Origin of the sequence: Streptomyces sp. NBC_00878 (genome assembly GCF_026341515.1) — a bacterium.
In the GTDB taxonomy this organism is placed as follows: domain Bacteria; phylum Actinomycetota; class Actinomycetes; order Streptomycetales; family Streptomycetaceae; genus Streptomyces.
Genome location: NZ_JAPEOK010000001.1, coordinates 7,732,199 through 7,753,627, shown reverse-complemented (window position 1 = coordinate 7,753,627; position 21,429 = coordinate 7,732,199). Strand labels below are relative to the sequence as shown.

The 21,429-nt window shown below is 70.5% G+C and carries 21 protein-coding genes and 1 riboswitch; of the genes, 12 read left to right on the top strand and 9 right to left on the bottom strand.

Annotated elements, in window-relative coordinates:
• Position 1 precedes the first annotated feature (1 nt).
• From OHA11_RS33610 to OHA11_RS33600, 3 genes are read right to left on the bottom strand one after another with little or no spacing between them, the layout of a single operon-like run.
• Positions 2-763, bottom strand: coding sequence for a hypothetical protein (locus OHA11_RS33610; RefSeq protein WP_266502764.1), 762 nt, complete (start codon positions 761-763; stop codon positions 2-4).
• Positions 750-2,333: a VWA domain-containing protein gene (locus OHA11_RS33605; RefSeq protein WP_266502762.1), complete on the bottom strand. Its 1,584-nt coding sequence runs from the start codon at positions 2,331-2,333 to the stop codon at positions 750-752. Before OHA11_RS33605 ends, OHA11_RS33610 begins: the two co-directional genes overlap by 14 nt.
• Positions 2,330-3,445 carry a hypothetical protein gene (locus OHA11_RS33600; RefSeq protein ID WP_266502761.1) on the bottom strand — a complete coding sequence of 372 codons (1,116 nt, stop codon included), beginning with the start codon at positions 3,443-3,445 and terminating at the stop codon, positions 2,330-2,332. The genes OHA11_RS33605 and OHA11_RS33600 overlap by 4 nt, the downstream gene beginning before the upstream one ends.
• Positions 3,446-3,763: 318 nt before the next feature.
• Here OHA11_RS33600 and OHA11_RS33595 point away from each other — a divergent pair, with 318 nt between their 5' ends.
• Entirely contained in the window at positions 3,764-4,051 is a 288-nt protein-coding gene (locus tag OHA11_RS33595; protein WP_266502760.1) for a hypothetical protein, read from the top strand.
• Between the two features lie 54 nt (positions 4,052-4,105).
• Here the strand turns inward: OHA11_RS33595 and OHA11_RS33590 are convergent, their stop codons facing one another.
• The 3 genes from OHA11_RS33590 to OHA11_RS33580 are packed head-to-tail and all read right to left on the bottom strand — an operon-like array spanning position 4,106 to position 7,460.
• Positions 4,106-5,176: a prenyltransferase gene (locus OHA11_RS33590; RefSeq protein WP_266502759.1), complete on the bottom strand. Its 1,071-nt coding sequence runs from the start codon at positions 5,174-5,176 to the stop codon at positions 4,106-4,108.
• Entirely contained in the window at positions 5,173-5,991 is an 819-nt protein-coding gene (locus tag OHA11_RS33585; RefSeq protein ID WP_266502758.1) for a class I SAM-dependent methyltransferase, read from the bottom strand. The genes OHA11_RS33590 and OHA11_RS33585 overlap by 4 nt, the downstream gene beginning before the upstream one ends.
• Positions 5,985-7,460 carry a glycosyltransferase family 4 protein gene (locus OHA11_RS33580; RefSeq protein WP_266507635.1) on the bottom strand — a complete coding sequence of 492 codons (1,476 nt, stop codon included), beginning with the start codon at positions 7,458-7,460 and terminating at the stop codon, positions 5,985-5,987. Before OHA11_RS33580 ends, OHA11_RS33585 begins: the two co-directional genes overlap by 7 nt.
• Positions 7,461-7,708: 248 nt before the next feature.
• Here OHA11_RS33580 and OHA11_RS33575 point away from each other — a divergent pair, with 248 nt between their 5' ends.
• Genes OHA11_RS33575 through OHA11_RS33565 form a run of 3 tightly spaced genes read left to right on the top strand, consistent with a single transcriptional unit; the run spans position 7,709 to position 9,049 of the window.
• The gene (locus OHA11_RS33575) at positions 7,709-8,428 is read left to right on the top strand and encodes a TetR family transcriptional regulator (protein WP_266502757.1); all 720 of its coding nucleotides are present in this window, start codon (positions 7,709-7,711) and stop codon (positions 8,426-8,428) included.
• Between the two features lie 43 nt (positions 8,429-8,471).
• Complete coding sequence (locus OHA11_RS33570; protein WP_266502756.1) at positions 8,472-8,675, top strand: hypothetical protein; 204 nt, start codon at positions 8,472-8,474, stop codon at positions 8,673-8,675.
• Entirely contained in the window at positions 8,672-9,049 is a 378-nt protein-coding gene (locus OHA11_RS33565; RefSeq protein ID WP_266502755.1) for a hypothetical protein, read from the top strand. Before OHA11_RS33570 ends, OHA11_RS33565 begins: the two co-directional genes overlap by 4 nt.
• Positions 9,050-9,107: 58 nt before the next feature.
• Here the strand turns inward: OHA11_RS33565 and OHA11_RS33560 are convergent, their stop codons facing one another.
• Complete coding sequence (locus OHA11_RS33560; protein ID WP_266502754.1) at positions 9,108-9,341, bottom strand: ferredoxin; 234 nt, start codon at positions 9,339-9,341, stop codon at positions 9,108-9,110.
• A 3-nt stretch (positions 9,342-9,344) separates the two neighbouring features.
• Positions 9,345-10,802, bottom strand: coding sequence for an aldehyde dehydrogenase (locus OHA11_RS33555; RefSeq protein ID WP_266502753.1), 1,458 nt, complete (start codon positions 10,800-10,802; stop codon positions 9,345-9,347).
• Positions 10,803-11,037: 235 nt separating this feature from the next.
• Here OHA11_RS33555 and OHA11_RS33550 point away from each other — a divergent pair, with 235 nt between their 5' ends.
• Entirely contained in the window at positions 11,038-12,063 is a 1,026-nt protein-coding gene (locus tag OHA11_RS33550) for an MBL fold metallo-hydrolase (protein ID WP_266502752.1), read from the top strand.
• Between the two features lie 55 nt (positions 12,064-12,118).
• Here the strand turns inward: OHA11_RS33550 and OHA11_RS33545 are convergent, their stop codons facing one another.
• Positions 12,119-13,816 (bottom strand): ABC-F family ATP-binding cassette domain-containing protein, encoded by a 1,698-nt coding sequence (locus tag OHA11_RS33545; protein ID WP_266502751.1) that lies wholly within the window; start codon positions 13,814-13,816, stop codon positions 12,119-12,121.
• A 274-nt stretch (positions 13,817-14,090) separates the two neighbouring features.
• Positions 14,091-14,190: riboswitch (cobalamin riboswitch) on the top strand.
• A 127-nt stretch (positions 14,191-14,317) separates the two neighbouring features.
• Here OHA11_RS33545 and OHA11_RS33540 point away from each other — a divergent pair.
• From OHA11_RS33540 to OHA11_RS33510, 7 genes are all read left to right on the top strand, one after another.
• A complete protein-coding gene (locus OHA11_RS33540) occupies positions 14,318-15,586 on the top strand; it encodes a prenyltransferase/squalene oxidase repeat-containing protein (protein ID WP_266502750.1) in 1,269 nt (422 codons plus the stop codon).
• Positions 15,583-16,263, top strand: coding sequence for an SCO2322 family protein (locus OHA11_RS33535; RefSeq protein WP_266502749.1), 681 nt, complete (start codon positions 15,583-15,585; stop codon positions 16,261-16,263). The genes OHA11_RS33540 and OHA11_RS33535 overlap by 4 nt, the downstream gene beginning before the upstream one ends.
• A gap of 96 nt (positions 16,264-16,359) precedes the next feature.
• A complete protein-coding gene (locus OHA11_RS33530) occupies positions 16,360-17,562 on the top strand; it encodes an energy-coupling factor transporter transmembrane component T (protein ID WP_266507633.1) in 1,203 nt (400 codons plus the stop codon).
• On the top strand, positions 17,559-19,364 hold the full coding sequence (locus OHA11_RS33525) for an ABC transporter ATP-binding protein (RefSeq protein WP_266502748.1): 1,806 nt from the start codon (positions 17,559-17,561) through the stop codon (positions 19,362-19,364). Before OHA11_RS33530 ends, OHA11_RS33525 begins: the two co-directional genes overlap by 4 nt.
• Positions 19,361-20,284, top strand: coding sequence for an ECF transporter S component (locus tag OHA11_RS33520; RefSeq protein ID WP_266502747.1), 924 nt, complete (start codon positions 19,361-19,363; stop codon positions 20,282-20,284). The genes OHA11_RS33525 and OHA11_RS33520 overlap by 4 nt, the downstream gene beginning before the upstream one ends.
• Before the next feature lie 354 nt (positions 20,285-20,638).
• Positions 20,639-21,061, top strand: a complete 423-nt coding sequence (locus tag OHA11_RS33515; RefSeq protein ID WP_266502746.1) for a transglycosylase SLT domain-containing protein — start codon at positions 20,639-20,641, stop codon at positions 21,059-21,061.
• 165 nt (positions 21,062-21,226) lie between these two features.
• Positions 21,227-21,418 carry a hypothetical protein gene (locus OHA11_RS33510; RefSeq protein WP_266502745.1) on the top strand — a complete coding sequence of 64 codons (192 nt, stop codon included), beginning with the start codon at positions 21,227-21,229 and terminating at the stop codon, positions 21,416-21,418.
• Positions 21,419-21,429 lie beyond the last annotated feature (11 nt).

Below are 21,429 nucleotides of genomic sequence, written 5' to 3'. Positions count from 1 at the left end.
CCTAACGGAAGATCGCGAGCGCCTCCAACGTCACCTCGCCCGTCTCCTCCCGCCAGCCCGTCATCTTGCCCAGGCAGCGCGCCGGGAAGGTGCCCTCGGGCAGTTTGTCGCGGCGCAGGCCGCCGGGGGCGCCGACGACGCGGACGTACGCCGCCGGTTCGCTGTACGGGGCACGTCCTCCGTACGGGGCACGCAGGACGATGCCCTCCGAGGTGTCCGACTCCATCAGGAAGCGGCCCTTGACCGACACGAACTCCTCTATGTCGCTCAGGGTGGCCCCGCCCTCGTCGTCCAGGGTGGCGGCGAGCGCCCGGTTCGGGGTGACGCTGCCGGCGCGCAGATCGGCGTGGACGATGAGGTCGGCCCGCTCGAAGGCGTCCATGAGCATGCCGATCACACTGATCGGCTCGCTCTTGCGCACATAGCTGCTGAACGTCTCCTGGGTGACATCCCGCTTCGCCCGGAACATCCAGGCAAGGAAACGGCCCCAGAACCCCACGCTCGTATTGACGTTGGTCCGGTGCTCGACGGCCTGTTCGAGTGCCGCGCTGTAGTTGCCGATCTGGAAGAGGTCCATGACGGACTTGTCGTCGAGGTAGAAGCAGATGCTGTACGCGGACCGCCGGTCGAGGGTCCGTCGTCGTCGCTCGCGGACGTCCCGCACCAGCACGACACCGAGCACCACCAGACCGACCGCGGTGACCAGCCACACCGTCATCCAAGGCCACCACACACCCCACCACTGCGCGTCAACGACAGCCACGGATCTCCTTGAACGACTCGGAAAGGGATGAACCTCGCGCGTCCACCATGCGCCCGCCCGTCTTCTCGGCAGCGCGCCGCAGTGCGTCGGCGTCCGCCTCCCCGAAGTGCACGGGGTAGGTGTGGACCGCGGCACGGGTCTGGGCCGCCCGCGCCTCGTAGCGGCGTACGAACTCCTCGTACGCGATACCGGCGTTGTTCTCGCCGTCCGTCATCAGCACGATGGACACGGCCCGTTCGGGGTCGTCGGCCACCACGGCCGAGGCCGTGCGGTAGCCGTGGTCGAGCGCGGTCCATACGGCGGTCGCGTCGCCGTAGCCGCCGCGCGCGACGATGTCGGCGAGTGTGCTGAGGTCCTTCGGCCCGTCGACGGCGACGGTCCGCTCCTCCAGTACGCGGCCGCCGAACCGTACGACGGTCAGCCGCTCGCCCAGGTAGAACCGCGCGAACTTGCCCGTCGCCGAGTCGTCCGCGCCGCTGAGGTCCGCGAACGCCTCGCGCAGGGCCGCCATGCGCGCGCCGCGCATCGACCCGGAGAAGTCGAGCAGGAAGATCACCTGGTCCGGGACGCGCCGGCGGGGATCGCCGTAGTCGGCCAACAGACTCTCCACGACACCCTGTTGGTCGGGGAAGTAGAGCGCGTTGCCGACCGGGGCACGCAGTTGTCCGTCCCGCGGGACCGACGGACTCACCGGCCGCCGCAGAGCCGTCCGCATGATCTTCTCCTGTACGGAGTCCCGCTGGAGCCACTCCACGACCTTGTCGTACGCGGCCCGCCGGTCCGGGTCGTCCGGGTCGAGGAGCAGCAGCGGGAAGTCGGCGAGGACCATGCCGTCCTCGGGGCGGACGATCTCCAGTTTCTCCTTCAGCCGGCCACCGGCGTTGAGCGCGAGCAGGTCGGACTCGTAGGTGATGAGCGCGTTGGCCGTGCCGGGGTGGTCGACGAAGTCGTCGAGCAGGTCGCGGGTGGAGTCGGCGGTGAGCTTCTGGCCGGAGCGGAAGCCGCGCAGCCGGTCGCAGGAGACGTCCGCCTCGCGCAGGGCGCCGCCGGTGCCCGCCGCGGCGGTCGCGACGCCGACGAGCGCGGCGAGCCCGCTGCCCGTCTGCCGGGGATCGGCCATCCCGAAGCGTACGGTCCCGGTGGCGGCGGCATCGGCGATGTCGGCCCAACTGAGCCGCCCGCCCGGCGACTTGGCGCGCAGCTCGCGCGCGACGTCCGGCCGCAGGCCGACGACGACCGGCGAGAGCATGGTCGGCGTACGCGGCAGCCCCTGGGCGGAGTCCTTGTGGCGCAGCCGGAAGGAACGGTCGGTGGAGAGCCACGCCAGGTCGTGCCCGCTCCCCTTCTCGGCGGCCAGCGCGTCACCGGTGTCCGCGTCGGCCTCGTAGTCCATGTCGAGCTCGACGCCGGTCTCCTCCTTCAACTCGTCGAGCAGCGGCTCCAGTACGGCAAGGTCGGGACCGGCGAGCACGCGGAGCGTGGTCCGGTCCTCGTCGCCGCCTGAGCAGCCGACGGTGACCGTCAGCGTCAGTGTCAGACACAGCGTCAGAATGCCGAGCGCGCGCCTCACTTGGGTTCCCGGGGCAGCTCCGGGCAGTCGCCGACGGCCTTGATCATGCGTTCCAGGAGGGGCAGGCTGGGGAGGACCGCCTTGGTGTCGTCGGCGGAGGTGACGGGCGCCTGGATGCCGCGGTCCTTCAGGAAGGCCGCCAGCTGCTCACTGGTCGAGTCACTGGTGGCGTCCCGTACGCGAAAGCCCAACTCCATTGCCCTCTCCTGGAGTCCGGGGTCCTTCAGGACCAGTTCACCGAGCCGTTCACCGTCGTCGGTGAGCGCCACGAGCTGGGGTTCGGTGACGAAGCGGGTCGACGGGTAGAGCAGCACGCGCTCGTTGTCCGGCTTGCCGTGCGTGGCCTCGTACTGGATCTGGTGGGCCAGGAACTGGTGCTCGTAGATGACCGAGATCGGTGCGATGCCCTTGCCGTCCACGGACAGATACGTCTCGGCCCGCTCGGAGCCCGGCAGACCCTGTGCGATGAGCAGCTTCTTGATGTCACTGGCGTACTTGTCGGCCTCCTTGGCGGTGCTCGGGGCCTCGTTCTTGTGCCAGACGAAGGAGACGAGGCCGAGGTAGGTGCCGCCGGAGTTGGACTCGCAGATGTCCGAGGTCTGGGCGAGGACCTTGTTGCCGTTCTGCACGCGGCGGCGCCCCTCGGGGCGGAGACCGTCCCACCTCGTCCCGTCCTCGGCCAGCTGAAGGAACTTGGCCATGTCGAGCGTGTAGTACAGCGGATCGGCGCCCTGGCCCGGCTGCGGGCTCGCGATCTTCACGTCCCGCAGCGTCTCGGCGTACTCCCGGTAGGTGCCGAGGACGATGGGGCTGACGAACGGCCGGTAGGTGAGGGCCGGTCGGCCTGCCGCTGCCCGCCTGTCGGTGATCAGGTCGGCGGCGGGCTGCCCGGAGGGGAAGACGACGTCGTATCCCTCGACGTCCTGGGTGGCGATGCCCCGGGAGCCCATGCTCGTGATGTGCACCCGGAAGCCGCGCTTCATCAGGATGCGCTGGACTTCGGGATCCTCGAAGAAGTCCCGCTTGGAGGCCATCTTGGCCTCGATCGTGACGATGCGGTCGAGCGGCATCAGCAGATGGCCGTGGGAGAGCAACAGGACGAGGCCGATCACGGGGACCGGGAGCGTGAGGGTGAGTGCGCGGCGCAGGCGACCGCGCTCAGGTCTGTTGACGACTAAACGGGGTTCCTCTGCAACAACTCTGCTCGCGGACATCGGCGTCTCCCCCTAGCGTGGGGCAGGATCGTCGGTGACCGCGCTTACCGCCGAACCGCCTCACGGCGAACGGCAGTTGAAGCAAAGGCTAACGGCTGACGAAGCGTCGCGTGGAGAGCCTGACCGGCACCGTGTTCACGGCGTTTTCACGGCCGCGGCGCCACCCCCGTCCCGCCGCGGGGGTTTCATCCAGGATTCAAGGGCTACCCGCAGGACATGTCCTCTCGATCTCGCAGTGCCAACCAGGCCGGGACGATCATCGCGATCGTCGCCGACATCATGGCCCTGATCCTCGGCCTCTGGATCCTGATGTACTTGCTGGACGCCAACCAGGGCAACGACTTCGTCCAGCTCATCCACGACACGGCCCGCTGGCTCGCCGGCTGGTCGTACGACCTGTTCACCTTCGACAGGCAGTGGGCACGGGTCGTCGCGGGCTACGGCCTCGCGGCCGTGGTCTACCTCTTCGTGGGGCACGCGATCGCCAACCGCGCCCACCGCTGAGTACGGACCAGGTTATGGACCAAGTTGGGAGCGGGCTCCCGGGCTTCCGGGTTCCTACTCGCAGCAGTCCGGGTCGAGGCCCGTCGGCAGGCGGTCGCCGCTGAAGACCGTGCAGGTCGCCTCGTCACCACCGAGCGCGGCGACGGCGAGGAGGAGGGAGCCGGCCGTCCAGGAGGTCAACTCCTCCGGCCAGACGGCCTGGGCGTCGAAGACGTAGCCCGTCCAGTAGAGGCCGGTCGCCGGGTCCCGTAGATGCCGGATCGACTGGAGGATCTCCAGGGCCCGGTCGGACTCGCCCACGACCCAGAGCGCCAGGGCGAGTTCGGCCGACTCCCCGCCCGTCACCCACGGGTTGGGGACGACGCAGCGCACGCCGAGTCCCGGAACCACGAAGCGGTCCCAGTGCTCCTCTATCCGTTCCTTGGCCTCGGTGTCCGTGAGCGCGCCGCCGAGCACCGGGTAGTACCAGTCCATCGAGTAGCGGTCCTTGTCGAGGAACCGCTCCGGGTGCCGGCGTATCGCGTGGCGCAGCGCGCCCACCGCCAACTCCCAGTCGGGCTGCGGTTCTTCGCGCTGCTCGGCGATGGCGAGCGCGCAGCGCAGCGCGTGGTGGACGGACGAACTCCCGGTCAGCAGCGCGTCGTTGACGGGCGTCCCGTCCTCCTCGCGCTTCCAGCCGATCTGCCCGCCGGGCTGCTGGAGTTCGAGGACGAACTCCACCGCCGCGAACACGGTCGGCCACATCCGGTCGAGGAACGTGTCGTCGCCGGTCGCCAGGTAGTGGTGCCACACGCCGACGGCGACGTACGCGCAGAAGTTGGTCTCGCGGCCGCGGTCGGTGACGTCGTCGGCGTCCCCGTCGGCGTAGGCGGCGTACCAGGAACCGTCCTCGTTCTGGTGCCGGGCCAGCCAGTCGTACGCCCGCCCGGCGGCCTCGTGCTCGCCGGCCGCGTCCAGGGCCATGGCGGCCTCGGTGTGGTCCCAGGGGTCGAGGTGGTGGCCGCGGAACCACGGTATGGCGCCGTCGGCGCGCTGTACGGCCAGGATGCCCCGGACGGTCTGCGCGGCCTGTTCCGCGGTGAGCACTCCGGTCAGGACGAGGTGCTCCGTGCGCGGTGTCGTCACGAAGGGTCCACCGTGGCAGCGTCGGAGGGGTCCACCGTGGCAGCGCCGGAAGGGGCCACCGTGGCAGCGCCGGAAGGGGCCACCGCGGCGGCGTCGACGGGCAGGTGGGGCTTGGTCGCGTACGCCACGAAGCTCTTGCCGATCAGCGGGTTCAGCGCCTGTTCGGCGACCCGGGTGGCGAGGGGTTTCTTCATGATGTCCCAGACGAGAAGCTTGTGGTACGCCCGCACCGGCAGCACCTTGTCGTTGTCGACGCCGAACGCGCACTTCAGCCACCAGTAGGGGCTGTGCAGCGCGTGGGCGTGATGCGTGCCGTACGGCCGCAGGCCCGCCTCGCGGATCTTGCCGAGCAACTCGTCCGCCTTGTAGATGCGGATGTGGCCGCCCTCGACCTCGTGGTACGCGTCCGAGAGCGTCCAGCAGACCTTCTCGGGCCCGTAGCGCGGGACCGTGATGGCTATCCGCCCGCCGGGCTTGAGCACCCGGACCATCTCGGCGAGCACGCCCTTGTCGTCCGGGATGTGCTCCATCACCTCGGAGATGATGACGACGTCGAACGACTCGTCGGGGAAGGGGAGTTGGAGCGCGTCACCCTCCATGGCGGTGGCGGTGGCACCCTCCGGGGCCTCGCCCGCCTCCTTCATCGCGGCGAACCACTTGGCGACCTCGAGGATGTCCTCGGCGTTCTGGTCCAGCGCGACGACGTGGGCGCCGCGCCGGTAGCACTCGAAGGCGTGGCGTCCCGCCCCGCACCCGAGATCCAGCACACGGTCCCCCGGGGCAAGCGGAAACCGGGAGAAGTCGACGGTCAGCACGTGGTCCTGCTTTCGCGGTGAGGGGGTTCCACGGGGGTGGCCCCGGAGGGGGCGATGTTCACGGGGGTGGGGGTGGGCTCCGGGTTCGCGGGGGCGACGGGCACCGCGTGTGCAGGCGTGACGGGCGCCGGGTCCGCGTCTTGTGAGGCCGCGGAGCGGCCGGGACGCTGGGCCCCGGAGCGGTCAACGCTCGCGATCGCCTCACGGTAGCGAGCCACCGTGCCCTCCGCCGCCTTGGCCCACGTGAAGCGGTCCAGCACGCGTGCGCGCCCGGCCGAGCCGAGCCGTTCACGCAGGCGGGGGTCGCCCAACAGCCTGCTCAGCCCAGCGGCCAGCGCCCCCGCGTCGCCCGGCGGGACGGCCAGGCAGGTCTCGCCGTCGGGGCCGGTGACCTCGGGGATGGCCCCTCCGGTCGTGGCCACGAGCGGCGTCCCCGTCGCCATCGCCTCGGCGGCGGGCAGCGAGAACCCCTCGTACAGGGAGGGCACACACGCGACTTCGGCGGACCGTACGAGGTCGACGAGTTCCGCGTCCGAGATGCCCTTCACGAACTCGACGGCGCCTTCGAGGCCGTACCGCTCGATGAGCTGGGCGACCGGCCCGTCCTCGGCGCGCTTGCCGACGACGACGAGGTGGGCGGCGGGATGCTCGGTACGGACCTTGGCGAGCGCCTCGACGAGGAAGACCAGGCCCTTGAGGGGGACGTCCGCGCTGGACGTGGTGACGATCCGGCCCGGCACCTGCGGCACGGACGGATCCGGCGAGAAGAGGTCGGTGTCGGCGCCGATGTGGACGACGTGGATGCGGTCGTCGCGTACGCCGAGGTGCTCGACGATCTCCTGACGGGACGTGCCGGAGACGGTGAGGACGGAGGGGAGGCGGCGGGCGACGCGCTTCTGCATGCGCGTGAACGCGTACCAGCGGCGTACGGACATCCGGCGCCGCCGGCCGTCCGCGGCGTCCAGCTCCAACTGCCGGTCCACGGTGATGGGATGGTGGATGGTGGTGACCAGCGGGGCGCCCACGTCCCCCAACAGCCCGTATCCCAGGGTCTGGTTGTCGTGGATGACGTCGAACTCACCGCGCCGGGCCCGGAGATGGTGCCGGGCGCGCAGCGAGAAGGTCAGCGGCTCGGGAAACCCGCCGGTCCACATCGTGCCGACCTCCAGCGCGTCGACCCAGTCCCGGTACTCGTCGCGCTTCGGGGTGCGAAAGGGGTCCGGCTGGCGGTACAGGTCGAGGCTGGGCAGTTCGGTGAGGCTCAGGGCGGGAAGGCCTTCGTCCAGCACGGGATACGGCTGGGAGCCGATGACCTCCACCTCGTGTCCGAGGCGGGCGAGCTCGCGCGACAGATGCCGTACGTAGACGCCCTGGCCGCCGCAGAACGGGTTCCCTTTATAGGTGAGGAGCGCGATGCGCAGCGGTCGGTCGGCGTCGGCGGCCGAGCCCGCGTGGAGGCCTGCCTCCATGGCCTCATGGGTCACTCTCGGCCCCCTTCTTCCAGCACGTTCCCGCGAGATTACTTCGGGACGGTAATCTAGAACAAGTTTCAGACTTGATCGTTCAGGGAGCACCGAATCTACCGGCAGGTAGCCCTCCTGTGAGCGGTGGATCGGGTGATTCACGCCACGGCCGGGCTCTACGCTGCTGTCGCCCACTCGTCCCCATCGAGCCCTCTGTTGTACGAATCTTGTACGAACGTCACGGAACGGGATCCATGCCTGCGGAAGCCAAGACTGCGGATGCCAAGACCGCGGAAGCCAAGGCCGCGGAAGCCAAGGCCGCGGAAGCCAAGACTGCGGCGAAGGCCGCGCAGCCGGCGGTACGGGCCGCACAGCCGGTCACTCCCCCGCTCTCTCCCCCGCTCACCGAGCGCCAGGAGGCGCGACGGCGGCGCATCCTGCACGCGAGCGCGCAGTTGGCGAGCCGGGGCGGGTTCGACGCGGTACAGATGCGGGAGGTCGCGGAGTCGTCCCAGGTGGCCCTGGGCACGCTCTACCGCTACTTCCCGTCCAAGGTGCACCTGCTGGTCGCGACGATGCAGGACCAGCTCGCCCATATGCACGGGACGCTCCGCAAGAAGCCGCCGACGGGCGACACGGCGGCGGAGCGGGTGGCGGAGACGCTGATGCGCGCCTTCCGCGCCCTCCAGCGCGAGCCGCACCTCGCCGACGCGATGGTCCGCGCCCTCACGTTCGCCGACCGCAGCGTCAGCCCGGAGGTCGACCAGGTCTCCCGCCAGACCACGGTGATCATCCTCGACGCGATGGGCCTCGACGACCCCACCCCCGCCCAGCTCTCCGCAGTCCGAGTCATCGAACACACCTGGCACTCGGCCCTGATCACCTGGCTCTCCGGCCGAGCCTCCATCGCCCAGGTCAAGATCGACATCGAGACGGTGTGCAGGTTGATCGACCTGACGTCAACGGACGACTGACCGGTGCTACTGCCATCGATTTCATCGCTGCTACCATTTCGGCATGCCGATGATCACAGTGGAATTCACCGAGGAAGAGCTCGCTTTCGCCAAGGCGCACGTGGCCTCGCTCGGCAAGTCGATGCGTGCCCACGCGCACGACATAATCCTCGCGGACGCACAGCGGACGGCGTTCCTACAGGGCGTCGACGAGACCGTCGCCTGGGCAATGGACGTGTTCAAGGACATGCCGGAGGGCATGCGTTGAGCCCTGTCATCCGCGTCGACGCGGGATGGATCCTGGAGGTCCAGACTCGTGTCTCGCCCGTCAACACCCCCGTCGCGGACTGGGGCGCCCTAGACACCATGGCGGACCGCCACCTCTTCGAGCAGCCGCACGGCCAGCTCTACTACGAGGAGCCGGCTGCGCGCGCTGCGACGCTCTTCCACACCGCCCTGCTCCTCCGCCCCTTTGCCGACTACAACGCCGTCATCGGCTGGGCCTGCACCGCGCTCTACATGAACGCCTCGGAGCAGCCGGTCGATCCCAAGCCCGACGACGTTCACCTGCTGGCCGGAGCCATTCGCGCCCAGGAAGCCAACCTCAGGGACGTAGCCCGCACCATCGCCTCCTGGCGGTAGGGCCGACGGGAAGCGACGGGAAGCGACAGGAACCGATAGCCCCCGCCGCCCGAGGCACTCATTCCTCGGGCGGGAACACCGCCTCCCCGCTCCCGATCAGCGTGATCATGATCGCCTCCACCGGACACCCCTCCGCCGCCTCCAGGACCTTCTCGTTGGCGTCGGCCTCCGGCTCCGCCGGGTGGGACTGCATGGCGGAGTCGAGGTGGAAGGCGGTGGGGGCGAGGTGGGTGCACTGGGCCGAGCCGATGCAGACGGAGCGGTCGACCTCGACGTGCCAGCGGTCGCCCATCGGTCAGCCCTCCCAGCCGGCCGGCAGGTGGATCATCTTGTGCTCCAGGAACTCGCCATAGCCCTCGGGCCCGAACTCCCGCCCCAGGCCCGAGTTCTTGTAGCCGCCGAACGGGCCGAGCATGTCGAGGCTGAAGGTGTTGACGGAGTACGTGCCGGTACGGACCTGACGGGCCACGTCGATGCCGCGGGCCACGTCGGCCGTCCAGACGCTGCCGCTCAGGCCGTAGTCGGAGTCGTTGGCGATCTTGACCGCCTCGGCCTCGTCGCCGTACGGGAGCAGGCAGATCACCGGGCCGAAGATCTCCTCGCGCGCGATGCGCATGGAGTTGTCGACGTCGCCGAAGAGCGTGGGCTCGACGTACCAGCCGCGGTCCAGACCGGGCGGACGCCCGCCGCCCGTGAGGATCTTGGCGCCCTCTTCCTGGCCGATGCGGATGTAGTCGAGGTTGCGCTGCTGCTGCCGCTGCGCCACCAGCGGTCCGACCTGGGTCGCCGGGTCCAGCGGGTCGCCGACCACGAGCGCGTTCGCCGCCGCCGCGAACGCCTCCGCGAACTCGTCGTAGCGCGAGCGCGGCAGCAGGATGCGGGTCTGCGCGACGCACGCCTGGCCGTTGTTCATCCAGGCCGCCGAGACGATGCCCGGCACGGAGGTCGCGATGTCCGCGTCCGGCAGGACCACGGCCGCCGACTTCCCGCCCAACTCCAGTGTCACGCGTGTGAGGTTGCGCGACGCGACCTCCATGACGCGCTTGCCCGCGGCGACCGAACCCGTGAAGGAGACCTTGTCGATCCCGGGATGCCCGACGAGATACTCGCTGACCTCGCGGTCCGCCGGCAGAATCGACAGCACGCCCTCGGGCAGCCCGGCCTCCTGCGCGATCTCGCCGAGTATGTACGCGTCGAGGGGCGACTCCGGCGAGGGCTTGAGCACGACCGTGCAGCCGGTCAGCAGCGCGGGCGCGAGCTTGGCCGCCGCCACGAACTGCGGCACGTTCCACGGGGCGACGGCCGCCACGACCCCCACCGGCTCACGCCGCACGAGGATGCGTCCGAGCACTCCGTCGCGCGACTCCTCGTACGTGAAGTCGCGCGCGACCGTGATCGCCGCGTCCCACACCATCATCGCGCCGAGGGCCTGCGCGAGGACGCTCCAGGAGTACGGGGAGCCGTTCTCGGAGGAGATGACGCGGGCGATCTCCTCGTGGCGTACGAGGATCGCGTCCTTGATCCGGGTGACGACCGCGATGCGCTCGTCGAGGGACATCCGCGGCCAGGGACCTTCGTCGAACGCGGTCCGCGCGACGGCGACGGCCCGGTCGACGTCCGCCCGCGAGGCGTGCGGCACCCGTCCGATGATCTCCTCCGTGTGCGGGGAGACGACCTCGATGACGTCCTGGCCCAGGGGAGCGGCCAACTCCCCGCCGATGAACAGCTGTCCGTGTTCCACGAGCTCGGTCATGGCCGACTGCCTCTCCGCGGGACGCTTTCTGACGATGCATCAGAAACAACAACACTGGAACTGATACCAGTTCCGGTTGGAGGAGTCCACGGACCTCACACCACTTGGCCGCTCCACGCCACTTCACCACTCCCGTGATCCATCGCGATCCATCACGCCGACCCGGTGAGTGACTTGGGCTCCCATTGGAACCGGTTCTAGTTATAGTGGCCGGGAGTCGGCGACAGGGGAACCCATGACGCAGGTGACCGATCACGGCGGGGGCGTACGATCCGTCGAGGTTCCCATCCCGGACAATCCCCTCGGAACGACGCTCGTGTACGTCGTGGACACCGACCGCGGGCCGGTACTGATCGACACGGGCTGGGACGATCCGGCGTCCTGGGACGCGCTCGCCGAGGGGCTCGTGGCGTGCGGGACGTCGACCGCGGAGATCCACGGAGTGGTGATCACGCATCACCACCCGGACCACCACGGCCTGTCGGGCAAGGTGCGCGAGGCGTCCGGCGCCTGGATCGCGATGCACGCCGCCGACATCTCGATCGTACGGCGGACGCGCGGGACGCGGCCCGGGCGCTGGTTCACGTACATGGCGGACAAGTTGACCGCCGCGGGGGCGCCCGAGGAACACGTGGCGCCGATGCGTACCGCCCGCTCCCACATGTTCCCGGGCTCCTCCCCCGCGCTCCCCGACCGCGAGATCGTCCCCGGCGAACTCCTCGACCTCGCCGGCCGCCGCCTCCGCGCGATCTGGACACCGGGCCACACCCCCGGCCATGTCTGCCTCCACCTGGAGGAGACCCATCCGGCCCAACTCCCGGGCCACGGCCGCCTGTTCTCGGGAGACCATCTCCTGCCGAGGATCACCCCTCACATCGGCCTGTACGAGGACCCGGACGACGAGACCGTCGCCGACCCCCTTGGCGACTACCTGGCGTCCCTGGAGCGGATCGGCCGCCTGGAACCGGCGGAGATCCTCCCGGCCCACCTGCACGCCTTCACCGACGCCCCGTCCCGCGTACGGGAGTTGCTCGACCACCACGAGTCCCGCCTCACCGACCTCCGCGCCCTCCTCGCCACGCCGCTCACCACATGGCAACTCGCCGTCCGCATGGAGTGGAACCGCCCGTGGGCCGACATCCCCTACGGCTCCAGGAACATCGCGGTCTCGGAGGCGGAGGCCCACCTGCGCCGACTGATCAAACTGGGCCACGCGGAGGCGGTGGCGGGGAGCGATCCGGTGACGTACGTGGCCGTTTGAATCCTCTTGGATCCTCCCCCTCGACGCCCAGGGCGTGTCAGGCGGCTCAAGGTCGTCAATTCTGGCGTGTCGTCTCGGCGGTCTGACGTGGCGCCTTCTCGGCGGCCATGGGTAGTTCCAGGCGGGCCCCGTGGAAGCGTTCGCGCAGGAGCCGGTCGTGCGTCACCACGACCAGCGTGCCGGTGTAGCGGGCCAGGGCCGCCTCGATCTCCTCCACCAGGGCGGGGGCCAGGTGGTTCGTCGGCTCGTCGAGCAGGAGCAGATCAAGTGGACCGGCCGTCACGAGCCGGGCCAGTTCGAGCTTGCGCCGCTGCCCGACGGACAGGTTCCGTACGGGGACGGTGAGGTCGGCGGCGTGGAACAGGCCGAGCGCAAGGAGTGCGTCGGCGCGCTCGTCGGGGTGCCCAGCCCTGTCGGCCGCGAATGCCGCGAGCAGCGTACGGGCGTCGAAGGCGTCGTCGGGCGCGCTCTGCTGACGCAGGAATCCGACCCGGCGCGGTGTGCGTACTACACCGGCGTCGGGTGTCAACTCCCCTGCCAGCAGGTGGAGAAGGGTGCTTTTGCCGACACCGTTGGGGCCGGTGACGAGGAGTCGGTCACCCGGGGCGAGGGTCAGGGACGGAACGGACAACCGCCCGTCGACCAGAACTCCTTCCAGGTGCGCTGCCGTTGATGTTTCCTCGACGGTCATCGGCGTTGACGTTGACGTCGGCGTTGGCGTCGGCGTGCCTTCGACGCGGCCCGTGAACCGCAGTGGCTGCGGAGGTGGCGGCACGGGGTGCTCGATCAGCCGTTCCAACCGCTCGCGTGCGTTGCGGATGCGGCTCTGTGCTCCATGTGCCCGCGAGCGCCCTCGGAAAGCGCCGGCGCCGCTGAACGCCCGCGGCCCCTTGCGGGGGATCTCGCCCAGCATCCCGATACCGGAGTCGGCGAGGAGTTCCTGCCGGGCGACCTCGTCGCGCCATTGCTCGTGATCCCACGCCCAACGGGCCCGGGCCGCCGCCTTGGCGGTGAGGAAGCCGGCGTAACCATTGCCGTAGCGCCGTACCGTGCGCTGGTCGTGGTCCACCTCCAGGATGGTGTCGGTGACGCGCTCCAGGAACGCCCGGTCGTGCGTGGCCACGACGACCGTGCCCCGATGACGGTGCAGTTGTCCTTCGAGCCAGGCCACGGCCTCGTCGTCCAGATCGTTGGTCGGCTCGTCGAGCAGCAGCAGTTCGGGCGCCAGGGCCAGAGTCGCGGCGAGCGCGAGCCGGGAGCGCTGCCCTCCAGAGAGGGTGCTCAGCGCCCGCTCCCGGTCCAGTGGCGCGCGCTCGCCGAGTCGGCGCAGGTTCACCTCGACCCGGCGATCCGCTCCGTGCCCGCCCCGCGCGTCGAACTCGGCCACCAGTGCGGCGTAGCGCTCGAACTCTGCGGCGCCGGCCGTGCCCAGTGCGGTCTCGGCGACACGAATACGGTGCTCCAGGGCGCGCAGTTCGCCCAGTACGTGATCCACGGCATCGCCCACGCGCGCCGCACCGGGCAGGTCGAGAGTCTGGCGGAGGTGACCGATCCCGCCCGGTGCGACAACGGTCAGACTGCCGTTGTCGACCGGCTCCTGTCCTGCCAGCAGCCGCAGGAGCGTGGACTTCCCGGAGCCGTTGTCCCCGACGATCCCGACCTTCTCGCCCGGCCGGACAGTGAGGGACACGCGGTCCAGCACCATGCGGTCGCCGTAGCGCTTGGTCACCTCGGCGAGAGCGATCTGGGACATGGCGAGAGACACGGTGAGAGGAGAAGCAGTGACGGTGGTGCCGACGGAAGCACAGTGCAAGTGCGGTCCTTTGCTCGGTGATCAGGGTCGTGCGGCAAGCAGACGGAGCACCGACTGCTTGACCGACGAGCACAAAGCTAGACGAGACGATCCGTCTCGTCAAGCGCCCGCAGGAATCTCCATGAACCGAAGCCACTCAGCCACCTCACAGCCGCCCCTCAGCGAATTCCTACGGGCCGGTACAGTGAGCAGGTCGTCATCACAGTCGTACGGGGGGAAGCTGGTGCAAATCCGGCGCTGACCCGCAACCGTGTGCCGCCCGGTCGATCAGTGGATCGCCGATCAGTCGATCAGGGGCGGCGAGCCGGATTGCCTCGTACGGACGTGACCGGCTCGCGTCATCGGGTCCGCCGGTGACCGGCACCGTCGAGGCATACGGAGCCGAGCCGCCCGGGGCTCTGGGCTGCCCGGCTTCCTGACCGGGAAAGGCATCCGCCGATCATGTTTGTCCGCCGCAGCGCAGCGGTACTGGCCGCCACCGCCGTGATCGGTACGGCGTTCACGCCGGCCGCCCTCGCCGACGAGTCACCCGGCGCGACCCCGTCCTCGTCCCCATCCCTGGCGTTCCCCTCCGCCCTGTACGGCAGCACCGACCCCACCTACGACGGCGTCTGGCGGCAGTCGCTCGCGCTGCTCGCCCAGGACACCGTGGGGGTGAAGCCCGCGAAGCAGGCCGTCGACTGGCTCGTCGGCCAGCAGTGCGAGAGCGGGGCCTTCGCGGCGTACCGCGCCGACCCGAGCGCGAAGTGCGACGCCAAGACCAAGGTCGACACGAACAGCACGGGGGCCGCGTTGCAGGCCCTGGAGGCGCTCGACGCGAGCGACGCCGTGATGGGCGCGGCCGTGACGTGGCTGAAGTCCGTGCAGAACAAGGACGGCGGCTGGGGCTACTTCCCCGGCACGCCCAGCGACCCCAACTCGACGTCCGTCGTGATCGGCGCCCTGGAGGCCGCGGACACCGACGTGGCGGGCATGAAGACGAAGAACGGCCAGACTCCGTACGAGGCCCTGCGTGCATTCACCATCGTCTGCGACAAGGGCATCGGCGCCTTCGGCTTCCCGGACAAAGAGGGTGCGCTCACCGAGAACGCCGACGCCACGGCGGCCGGGGTGCTCGGCGCACTCGGTGAGGGGATGGTGGTGGAACCCGGGGCCAAGGAGAGCCCGAAGGAAGCCCAGTGCGTGAGCGGCGACTTCGTCACCATCAAGGACGCGGCGACGGGCGGTGCCGCGTACCTCGCGGGCGCGGTTGCCAAGAACGGCTACCTGAAGTCCGTCCTCCCCGGTGCCGAGGACCAGCCCGACCACGGCACGACCGCCGACGCGGTCGTCGCGCTCGCCGCTACAGGCCGCTCGGCCGACACCGCGAAGCCGCTGGCCTGGCTGGAGAAGAACTCCGGTACCTGGGCGGCGAAGAGCGGCCCGGCCGCGTACGCACAGCTGATCTTCGCGGCGCACGCCACCGGTACGGACCCGCGTGACTTCGGCGGCGTCGACCTCGTGAAGGAACTCGCCGCGACCGGCCCCACGGGGACGTCCTCCAACTCCTCCGACTACTCCAGTGTCCCGGTCGACAACAAGGCCGACAGCGAGAACGCCCAGGACGACGGCGGGGTCAGCCTCTGGTGGATCATCGGCGTCGGCCTGGTCGGCGGCATCGGCGTCGGGTTCCTCATCAGCGGCCGTACCAAGAAGGACCAGCAGCCGTGACCCGCCGCCGACTGGTTCTGCCGGTCCTGGGCCTGCTGCTCGCCGTCCTCGGCGCGACGGCGGGGCAGGCCCAGGCGGTCGGCTACCGCTACTGGTCCTTCTGGGACCGGGACTCCGCCGCCGGTACGTGGGCGTACGCGACCCAGGGGCCGTCCACCGCGCGGCCCTCGGACGGTGACGTGCAGGGGTTCCGTTTCTCGGTGAGCGAGGACTCGAAGGACTCGGCGAAGCCGCGCGGGGCGGCCGACTTCGCGACGATCTGCGCGAAGACGCCCGCGCGGGAGGGGTCCAAGCGGGTCGGCCTCGTCCTCGACTTCGGCACGGCCGCGGACGCCCCGTCCGACTCGACACCGCCCCGCCCGCGCACGGCCTGCGCCCGCGTCGACGACGACGCCACGACCGCGGACGCCCTCGCCGCCGTCGCCAAACCCCTCCGCTACGACACCAACGCCCTGCTCTGCGCCATCGCGGGCTACCCGAGCACGGGCTGCGGGGAGCCGGTCTCGGGCGACCGCCCCAAGGCTTCGGCGTCGCCCGGCGAGCAGACGGAAAGCAAGTCCGGCGACGGCAACGGGGACGGGGACGGCGGCCCCTCGGTGGGCCTGCTGGCCGGAATCGCCGCCGTGGCAACGCTGGGCGCGGCAGCAATCTGGCAAGCACGCCGCCGCCGAGGCTGACGGGGCCATGCAGTGACCGCCGCCAACGACGACAAGCCCCAGGCCCCCACCTCCGCCTCCGCCTCCGCAGCTATTACCGCTACCGCCGCTACCACTGTGCCCACGGCACCGGGCGCCCTATCCAAGAGAGTTCAACGCCGACTCACCGCGCCGCAGGCAACCCGAACCAACGCCCTCCACCCCGGCGCCTGGTGGCTCTGGGCCCTCGGCCTGGGAACAGCCGCATCCCGCACCACGAACCCCCTCCTCCTGGCCCTCCTCATCGGCGTGGTCGGCTATGTAGTAGCGGCCCGCCGAACAGAGGCCCCCTGGGCCCACTCCTACGGCGCCTTCGTGAAGCTCGCCCTCGCCGTCCTGCTCATCCGCCTGGCGTTCGCCGTCTTCCTCGGCTCCCCCATCCCCGGCACGCACGCCCTCCTCACGCTCCCCGAACTCCCCCTCCCCCACTGGGCCCAGGGCATCCGCATCGGAGGCCGAGTCACCGCGGAAGGCCTCGTCTTCGCCCTCTACGACGGCCTGAAACTCGCCACCCTCCTCATCTGCGTAGGCGCGGCGAACGCCCTCGCGAACCCGGCCCGCCTCCTCAAGTCCCTTCCAGGAGCCTTGTACGAAGCGGGAGTTGCGGTAGTCGTAGCCCTCACGTTCGCCCCGAACCTGATCGCGGACGTCCAGCGCCTGCGCGCGGCCCGGCGCCTCCGAGGCCGCCCGGACAAGGGCCTGCGCGGCCTGCTCCAGGTCGGACTCCCGGTCCTGGAGGGCGCGTTGGAGCGGTCAGTCGCCCTCGCGGCGGCGATGGACGCCCGCGGCTACGGCCGCACGGCGGACGTACCACGAACCGTCCGCCGCACCACCGCCGTCCTCACGCTCGGCGGCCTGGTCGGGGTCTGCGCCGGAACGTACGGCCTGCTCACAGCGGAGAGCGGCGGCTACGGCCTGCCCGTACTGCTCGCCGGACTCGCCGCGGCCCTCGCAGGCCTGTGGCTCGGTGGCCGCCGCTCGCTGCGTACCCGGTACCGGCCGGACAGGTGGGGCGTCCGCGCATGGCTGGTCGCCGCGTCGGGCGCAGCGGTCGCGACGCTGCTGATCCTGTACGCCTCCCACGCCCCGTACGCCTCCACGTCCCTGCACCCCGGCGTCGTCCCGCTCACCGCGCCGACCCTCCCCCTGTGGCCCGCGGCGGCGATCCTCCTCGGCCTGCTCCCCGCCTTCGTCGCCCCCGCACCCGCACCCGCGCCCGCGCCCGAGAACACCCACCCCAGAACCACCCGCCCCAAGAACACCCGCAAGGAACCCTCATGATCCGCTTCGAGAATGTCTCCGTGACATACGACGGAGCGGCAGGGCCGACCGTCCAGGGCATCGAACTCGCCGTCCCCGAGGGCGAGTTGATGCTGCTGGTCGGACCCTCCGGGGTCGGCAAGTCGACGGTGCTCGGCGCGGTGAACGGTCTGGTCCCGCACTTCACGGGCGGCACCCTGCGCGGGCGCGTGACAGTAGCGGGCCGCGACACCCGCACGCACAAGCCGCGCGAACTCGCGGACGTGGTCGGCACGGTGGGCCAGGATCCGTTGTCGCACTTCGTGACGGACACGGTCGAGGACGAACTCGCCTATGGAATGGAGTCGTTGGGCCTCGCGCCCGACGTGATGCGCCGCCGCGTCGAGGAGACACTGGACCTGCTCGGCCTCGCCGACCTCCGCGACCGCCCCATCGCCACGCTCTCCGGCGGCCAGCAGCAACGCGTCGCGATCGGCTCGGTCCTCACCCCGCACCCCAAGGTCCTGGTCCTCGACGAACCGACCTCGGCCCTCGACCCGGCAGCCGCGGAGGAGGTCCTCGCCGTCCTCCAGCGCCTCGTCCACGACCTCGGCACGACGGTCCTCATGGCCGAACACCGCCTGGAACGCGTCATCCAGTACGCCGACCAGGTCGCCCTACTCCCGTCCCCCGGCGCCCAGTTGACGCTGGACACACCGTCCGAGGTCATGGCGGTCTCCCCCGTGTACCCACCGGTGGTGGCGCTGGGCAGGCTCGCCGGTTGGTCACCCCTGCCTCTGACGGTGCGGGACGCCCGACGCCGGGCGGGGGCGTTGCGGGAACGCCTGGCGAAGACCACGTACGAAGCGACAGCAACGGCGGCAACGGCAACAACGGCAGCGGCAGCGGCAGCGGCAGCGGCGAGCGCGAACGCGGACGCGAACACCGCAGCGCCCCTGCTCCCGACGGAAACCACCCCGGCACCTTCCCGGCGCCCCCGCCTCTTCCGTAAGCGCACCCCCGAACCCACACCCTCGACCGCAGCCCCACCCTCAACCCCCCACCCCACAACGGTGGTTGAGAACCTCACCGTCCGCCGCGGCCGAACCGAGGTGCTGCACGGCGTCACGCTCAGCATCGGCCCCGGCGAGACGGTCGCCCTCATGGGCCGCAACGGCGCGGGCAAGTCCACCCTGCTCTCCGCCCTGGTCGGCCTGGTGGCACCGGCGACGGGCCGCGTGCGCGTGGGCGGCGTCGAGCCCCACCGCACGGCACCCCGTGAACTCATCCGCCACGTCGGCCTCGTACCGCAGGAGCCTCGCGACCTGCTGTACGCCGACACGGTGGCGGCGGAGTGCGCGGCGGCGGATGCCGACGCCGGTGCGGAACCGGGCGCCTGCCGGACCCTGGTGTCCGGGCTGCTCCCGGGGATCGCGGACGACACACATCCGCGGGACCTCTCGGAGGGCCAGCGGCTCGCGCTCGCGCTGGCCGTCGTGCTGACGGCCCGCCCACCCCTGCTCCTCCTGGACGAACCGACCCGCGGCCTCGACTACGCGGCGAAGTCCCGCCTGGTCACCGTCCTGCGGGGGCTGGCGGCCGAGGGCCACGCCATCGTCCTGGCCACCCACGACGTCGAACTGGCCGCCGAACTCTCCCACCGGGTCGTCATCCTCGCCGACGGCGAAACGGTCGCCGACGGCCCGACGGCCGAGGTCGTCGTCGCCTCCCCGTCCTTCGCCCCGCAGGTCACCAAGATCCTCTCGCCACAGAAGTGGCTGACGGTCGCGCACGTACGCGAGGCGCTCCGCGCGACCGAAGGGGAGAGGGAGACGGGCTCATGAACGAGAAGTCGCACCCCCTCCCCGAACCTCGCCCCCTCCCCCAAGCCCAAGCCCGGGCCCAAGCCCAACCTCAATCCCAAGCCCGCCCCATCCGTCTGGGCCCCCGTTCCCTCGCCGCCCTCCTCCTCGTCAGCCTCGTCGGTCTCGCCGCGCTCACCTGGCCCTTCTTCAGTGGGCCCACCTCACAGGTGAGTGCCCACGCGAAGGACGCGCCCTGGCTGTTCGCCGGGCTGCTCGTACTCCTCGTCGGGGTCGTCGCGGCGTCGATCTCCGAGTCGGGGCTCGGCCCCAAGGCCGTGGCCATGCTCGGCGTACTCGCCGCGACGGGGGCCGCGCTGCGGCCGATCGGAGCCGGAACCGCCGGCATCGAGCCGATGTTCTTCCTGATGGTGCTGAGCGGGAGGGTCCTCGGGCCGGGCTTCGGATTCGTCCTCGGGGCGGTCACGATGTTCGCGTCGGCGCTGCTCACGGGCGGGGTCGGGCCGTGGATGCCGTTCCAGATGCTGTCCATGGGCTGGTTCACGATGGGCGCGGGACTGCTCCCGGGCCCGGACCGGCTGCGCGGCCGGGGCGAGCTGTCGATGCTCGCCCTGTACGGGTTCGTCGCGGCCTTCGCGTACGGCACGATCATGAACCTGGCGGGCTGGCCCTTCATGGACGCGCTGTCGTCGAACGTCGCCTTCGAACCGCGCGACGACGTGGACGCCAACCTGGCCCGTTTCGTCGCGTACTGCCTGGCCACCTCCCTCGGCTGGGACCTGGGCCGGGCCACGGTCACCGTCGTGCTGACCCTCACGCTCGGCGCGACGATCCTCAAGGCGCTGCGCCGGGCCACGCGGAGGGCGGCTTTCGAGACGCCGGTCACGTTCGAGGACCCGGGTGGTGCGGCGCCCGTCACACCGCCCGGCCGCACGCCGTAGACCCTTCGCGAACCCTTCGTAGACGCTTCAACCACTGCCGGTTACACCTACCGTGAGGCGCCCCACAGGACCCAGGTCACTTACGAAGCGCGGCCGTAGATCATCCACCCTGTCATGCACGCGTCGCCAACGCCCCTGACCTGGGGATTGAGAGCCACGTCACAGAAGGGCCTTTTGCGGCGGATACGACCACAACTAGCAAAAGGGTTCATTGCGGGCAGTCTCCGAGCCTGTTTCTCTGGACGAGTCGCAAGGCGCCGACGTGCCCACCCGGGCCTCGGCGCCGACGCATGCCAGGGGCCTACGGGTCACGGCGTACGAGCGACCGCCCTGTCCCCGAAGAAAAGGTGCTCCGTGTCCCTCTCCACCCGCATCCGCCGCATCGCCACTCCGAAGAAGGCCCTCACCGGTGCCGCCGTGGCCGCTGCCACCGCCGGCATGGTGTTCGCGGCGGCCCCCGCCCAGGCCGCCCCGGCGAAGTCCTCCTCCGCCTCGGCCAGGGCGATCGCGCAGAAGATGATCCCGAACGACTCGCAGTACAAGGCGTTCAGCAAGATCGTCGAGCACGAGAGCGGCTGGAACGTCACCGCCACCAACTCCTCCTCCGGCGCCTACGGCCTGGTCCAGGCCCTGCCGGGCTCGAAGATGGCCTCCGCCGGTTCCGACTGGAAGACGAACCCGAAGACCCAGATCAAGTGGGGCCTCGACTACATGAAGTCCCGCTACGGCAGCCCGACCGGCGCCTGGAACTTCTGGCAGGCGAACGGCTGGTACTGACCGGTCCAGCACACCCCCGTACGCGAAGGCGGCGGCCCCCGATCCCCGGGCCGCCGCTTTCACCATTCGGTAATCGCCGGACGCGTCACTCCCAGGAGACGCGGTGGAGAGATAGGAGTCGAAATTCACTACACTCTCACCCGCCAGCAGGGTGGCTTCATTCGCGTGACCGGCGGCCTGGTCAAGTTCTTTGAGGGCTCCAGCACGAATACGGGCGGCTTGGACGGCACGTCAGCCTTCTCGAACATGTTCCTCTTCCCGTTGCAAACGGGTGCCAGGAATATACACGTGCAGAATTGGTCGGAAGGGCAACCCGACTACAAGGCCGACGTGACGCTCGCCCTGCGCAACTCGTAGCGGCCGGGAGA

What these genes read in the sequence shown, in the direction of transcription:
- OHA11_RS33550 (WP_266502752.1), top strand. Translation starts at nt 11,038, where the DNA reads ATGACGCAGGTGACCGATCACGGCGGGGGCGTACGATCCGTCGAGGTT.
- OHA11_RS33575 (WP_266502757.1), top strand. Translation starts at nt 7,709, where the DNA reads ATGCCTGCGGAAGCCAAGACTGCGGATGCCAAGACCGCGGAAGCCAAG.
- OHA11_RS33570 (WP_266502756.1), top strand. Translation starts at nt 8,472, where the DNA reads ATGCCGATGATCACAGTGGAATTCACCGAGGAAGAGCTCGCTTTCGCC.
- OHA11_RS33540 (WP_266502750.1), top strand. Translation starts at nt 14,318, where the DNA reads ATGTTTGTCCGCCGCAGCGCAGCGGTACTGGCCGCCACCGCCGTGATC.
- OHA11_RS33545 (WP_266502751.1), bottom strand. Translation starts at nt 13,816, where the DNA reads ATGTCCCAGATCGCTCTCGCCGAGGTGACCAAGCGCTACGGCGACCGC.
- OHA11_RS33580 (WP_266507635.1), bottom strand. Translation starts at nt 7,460, where the DNA reads ATGGAGGCAGGCCTCCACGCGGGCTCGGCCGCCGACGCCGACCGACCG.
- OHA11_RS33520 (WP_266502747.1), top strand. Translation starts at nt 19,361, where the DNA reads ATGAACGAGAAGTCGCACCCCCTCCCCGAACCTCGCCCCCTCCCCCAA.
- OHA11_RS33525 (WP_266502748.1), top strand. Translation starts at nt 17,559, where the DNA reads ATGATCCGCTTCGAGAATGTCTCCGTGACATACGACGGAGCGGCAGGG.
- OHA11_RS33560 (WP_266502754.1), bottom strand. Translation starts at nt 9,341, where the DNA reads ATGGGCGACCGCTGGCACGTCGAGGTCGACCGCTCCGTCTGCATCGGC.
- OHA11_RS33555 (WP_266502753.1), bottom strand. Translation starts at nt 10,802, where the DNA reads ATGACCGAGCTCGTGGAACACGGACAGCTGTTCATCGGCGGGGAGTTG.
- OHA11_RS33595 (WP_266502760.1), top strand. Translation starts at nt 3,764, where the DNA reads ATGTCCTCTCGATCTCGCAGTGCCAACCAGGCCGGGACGATCATCGCG.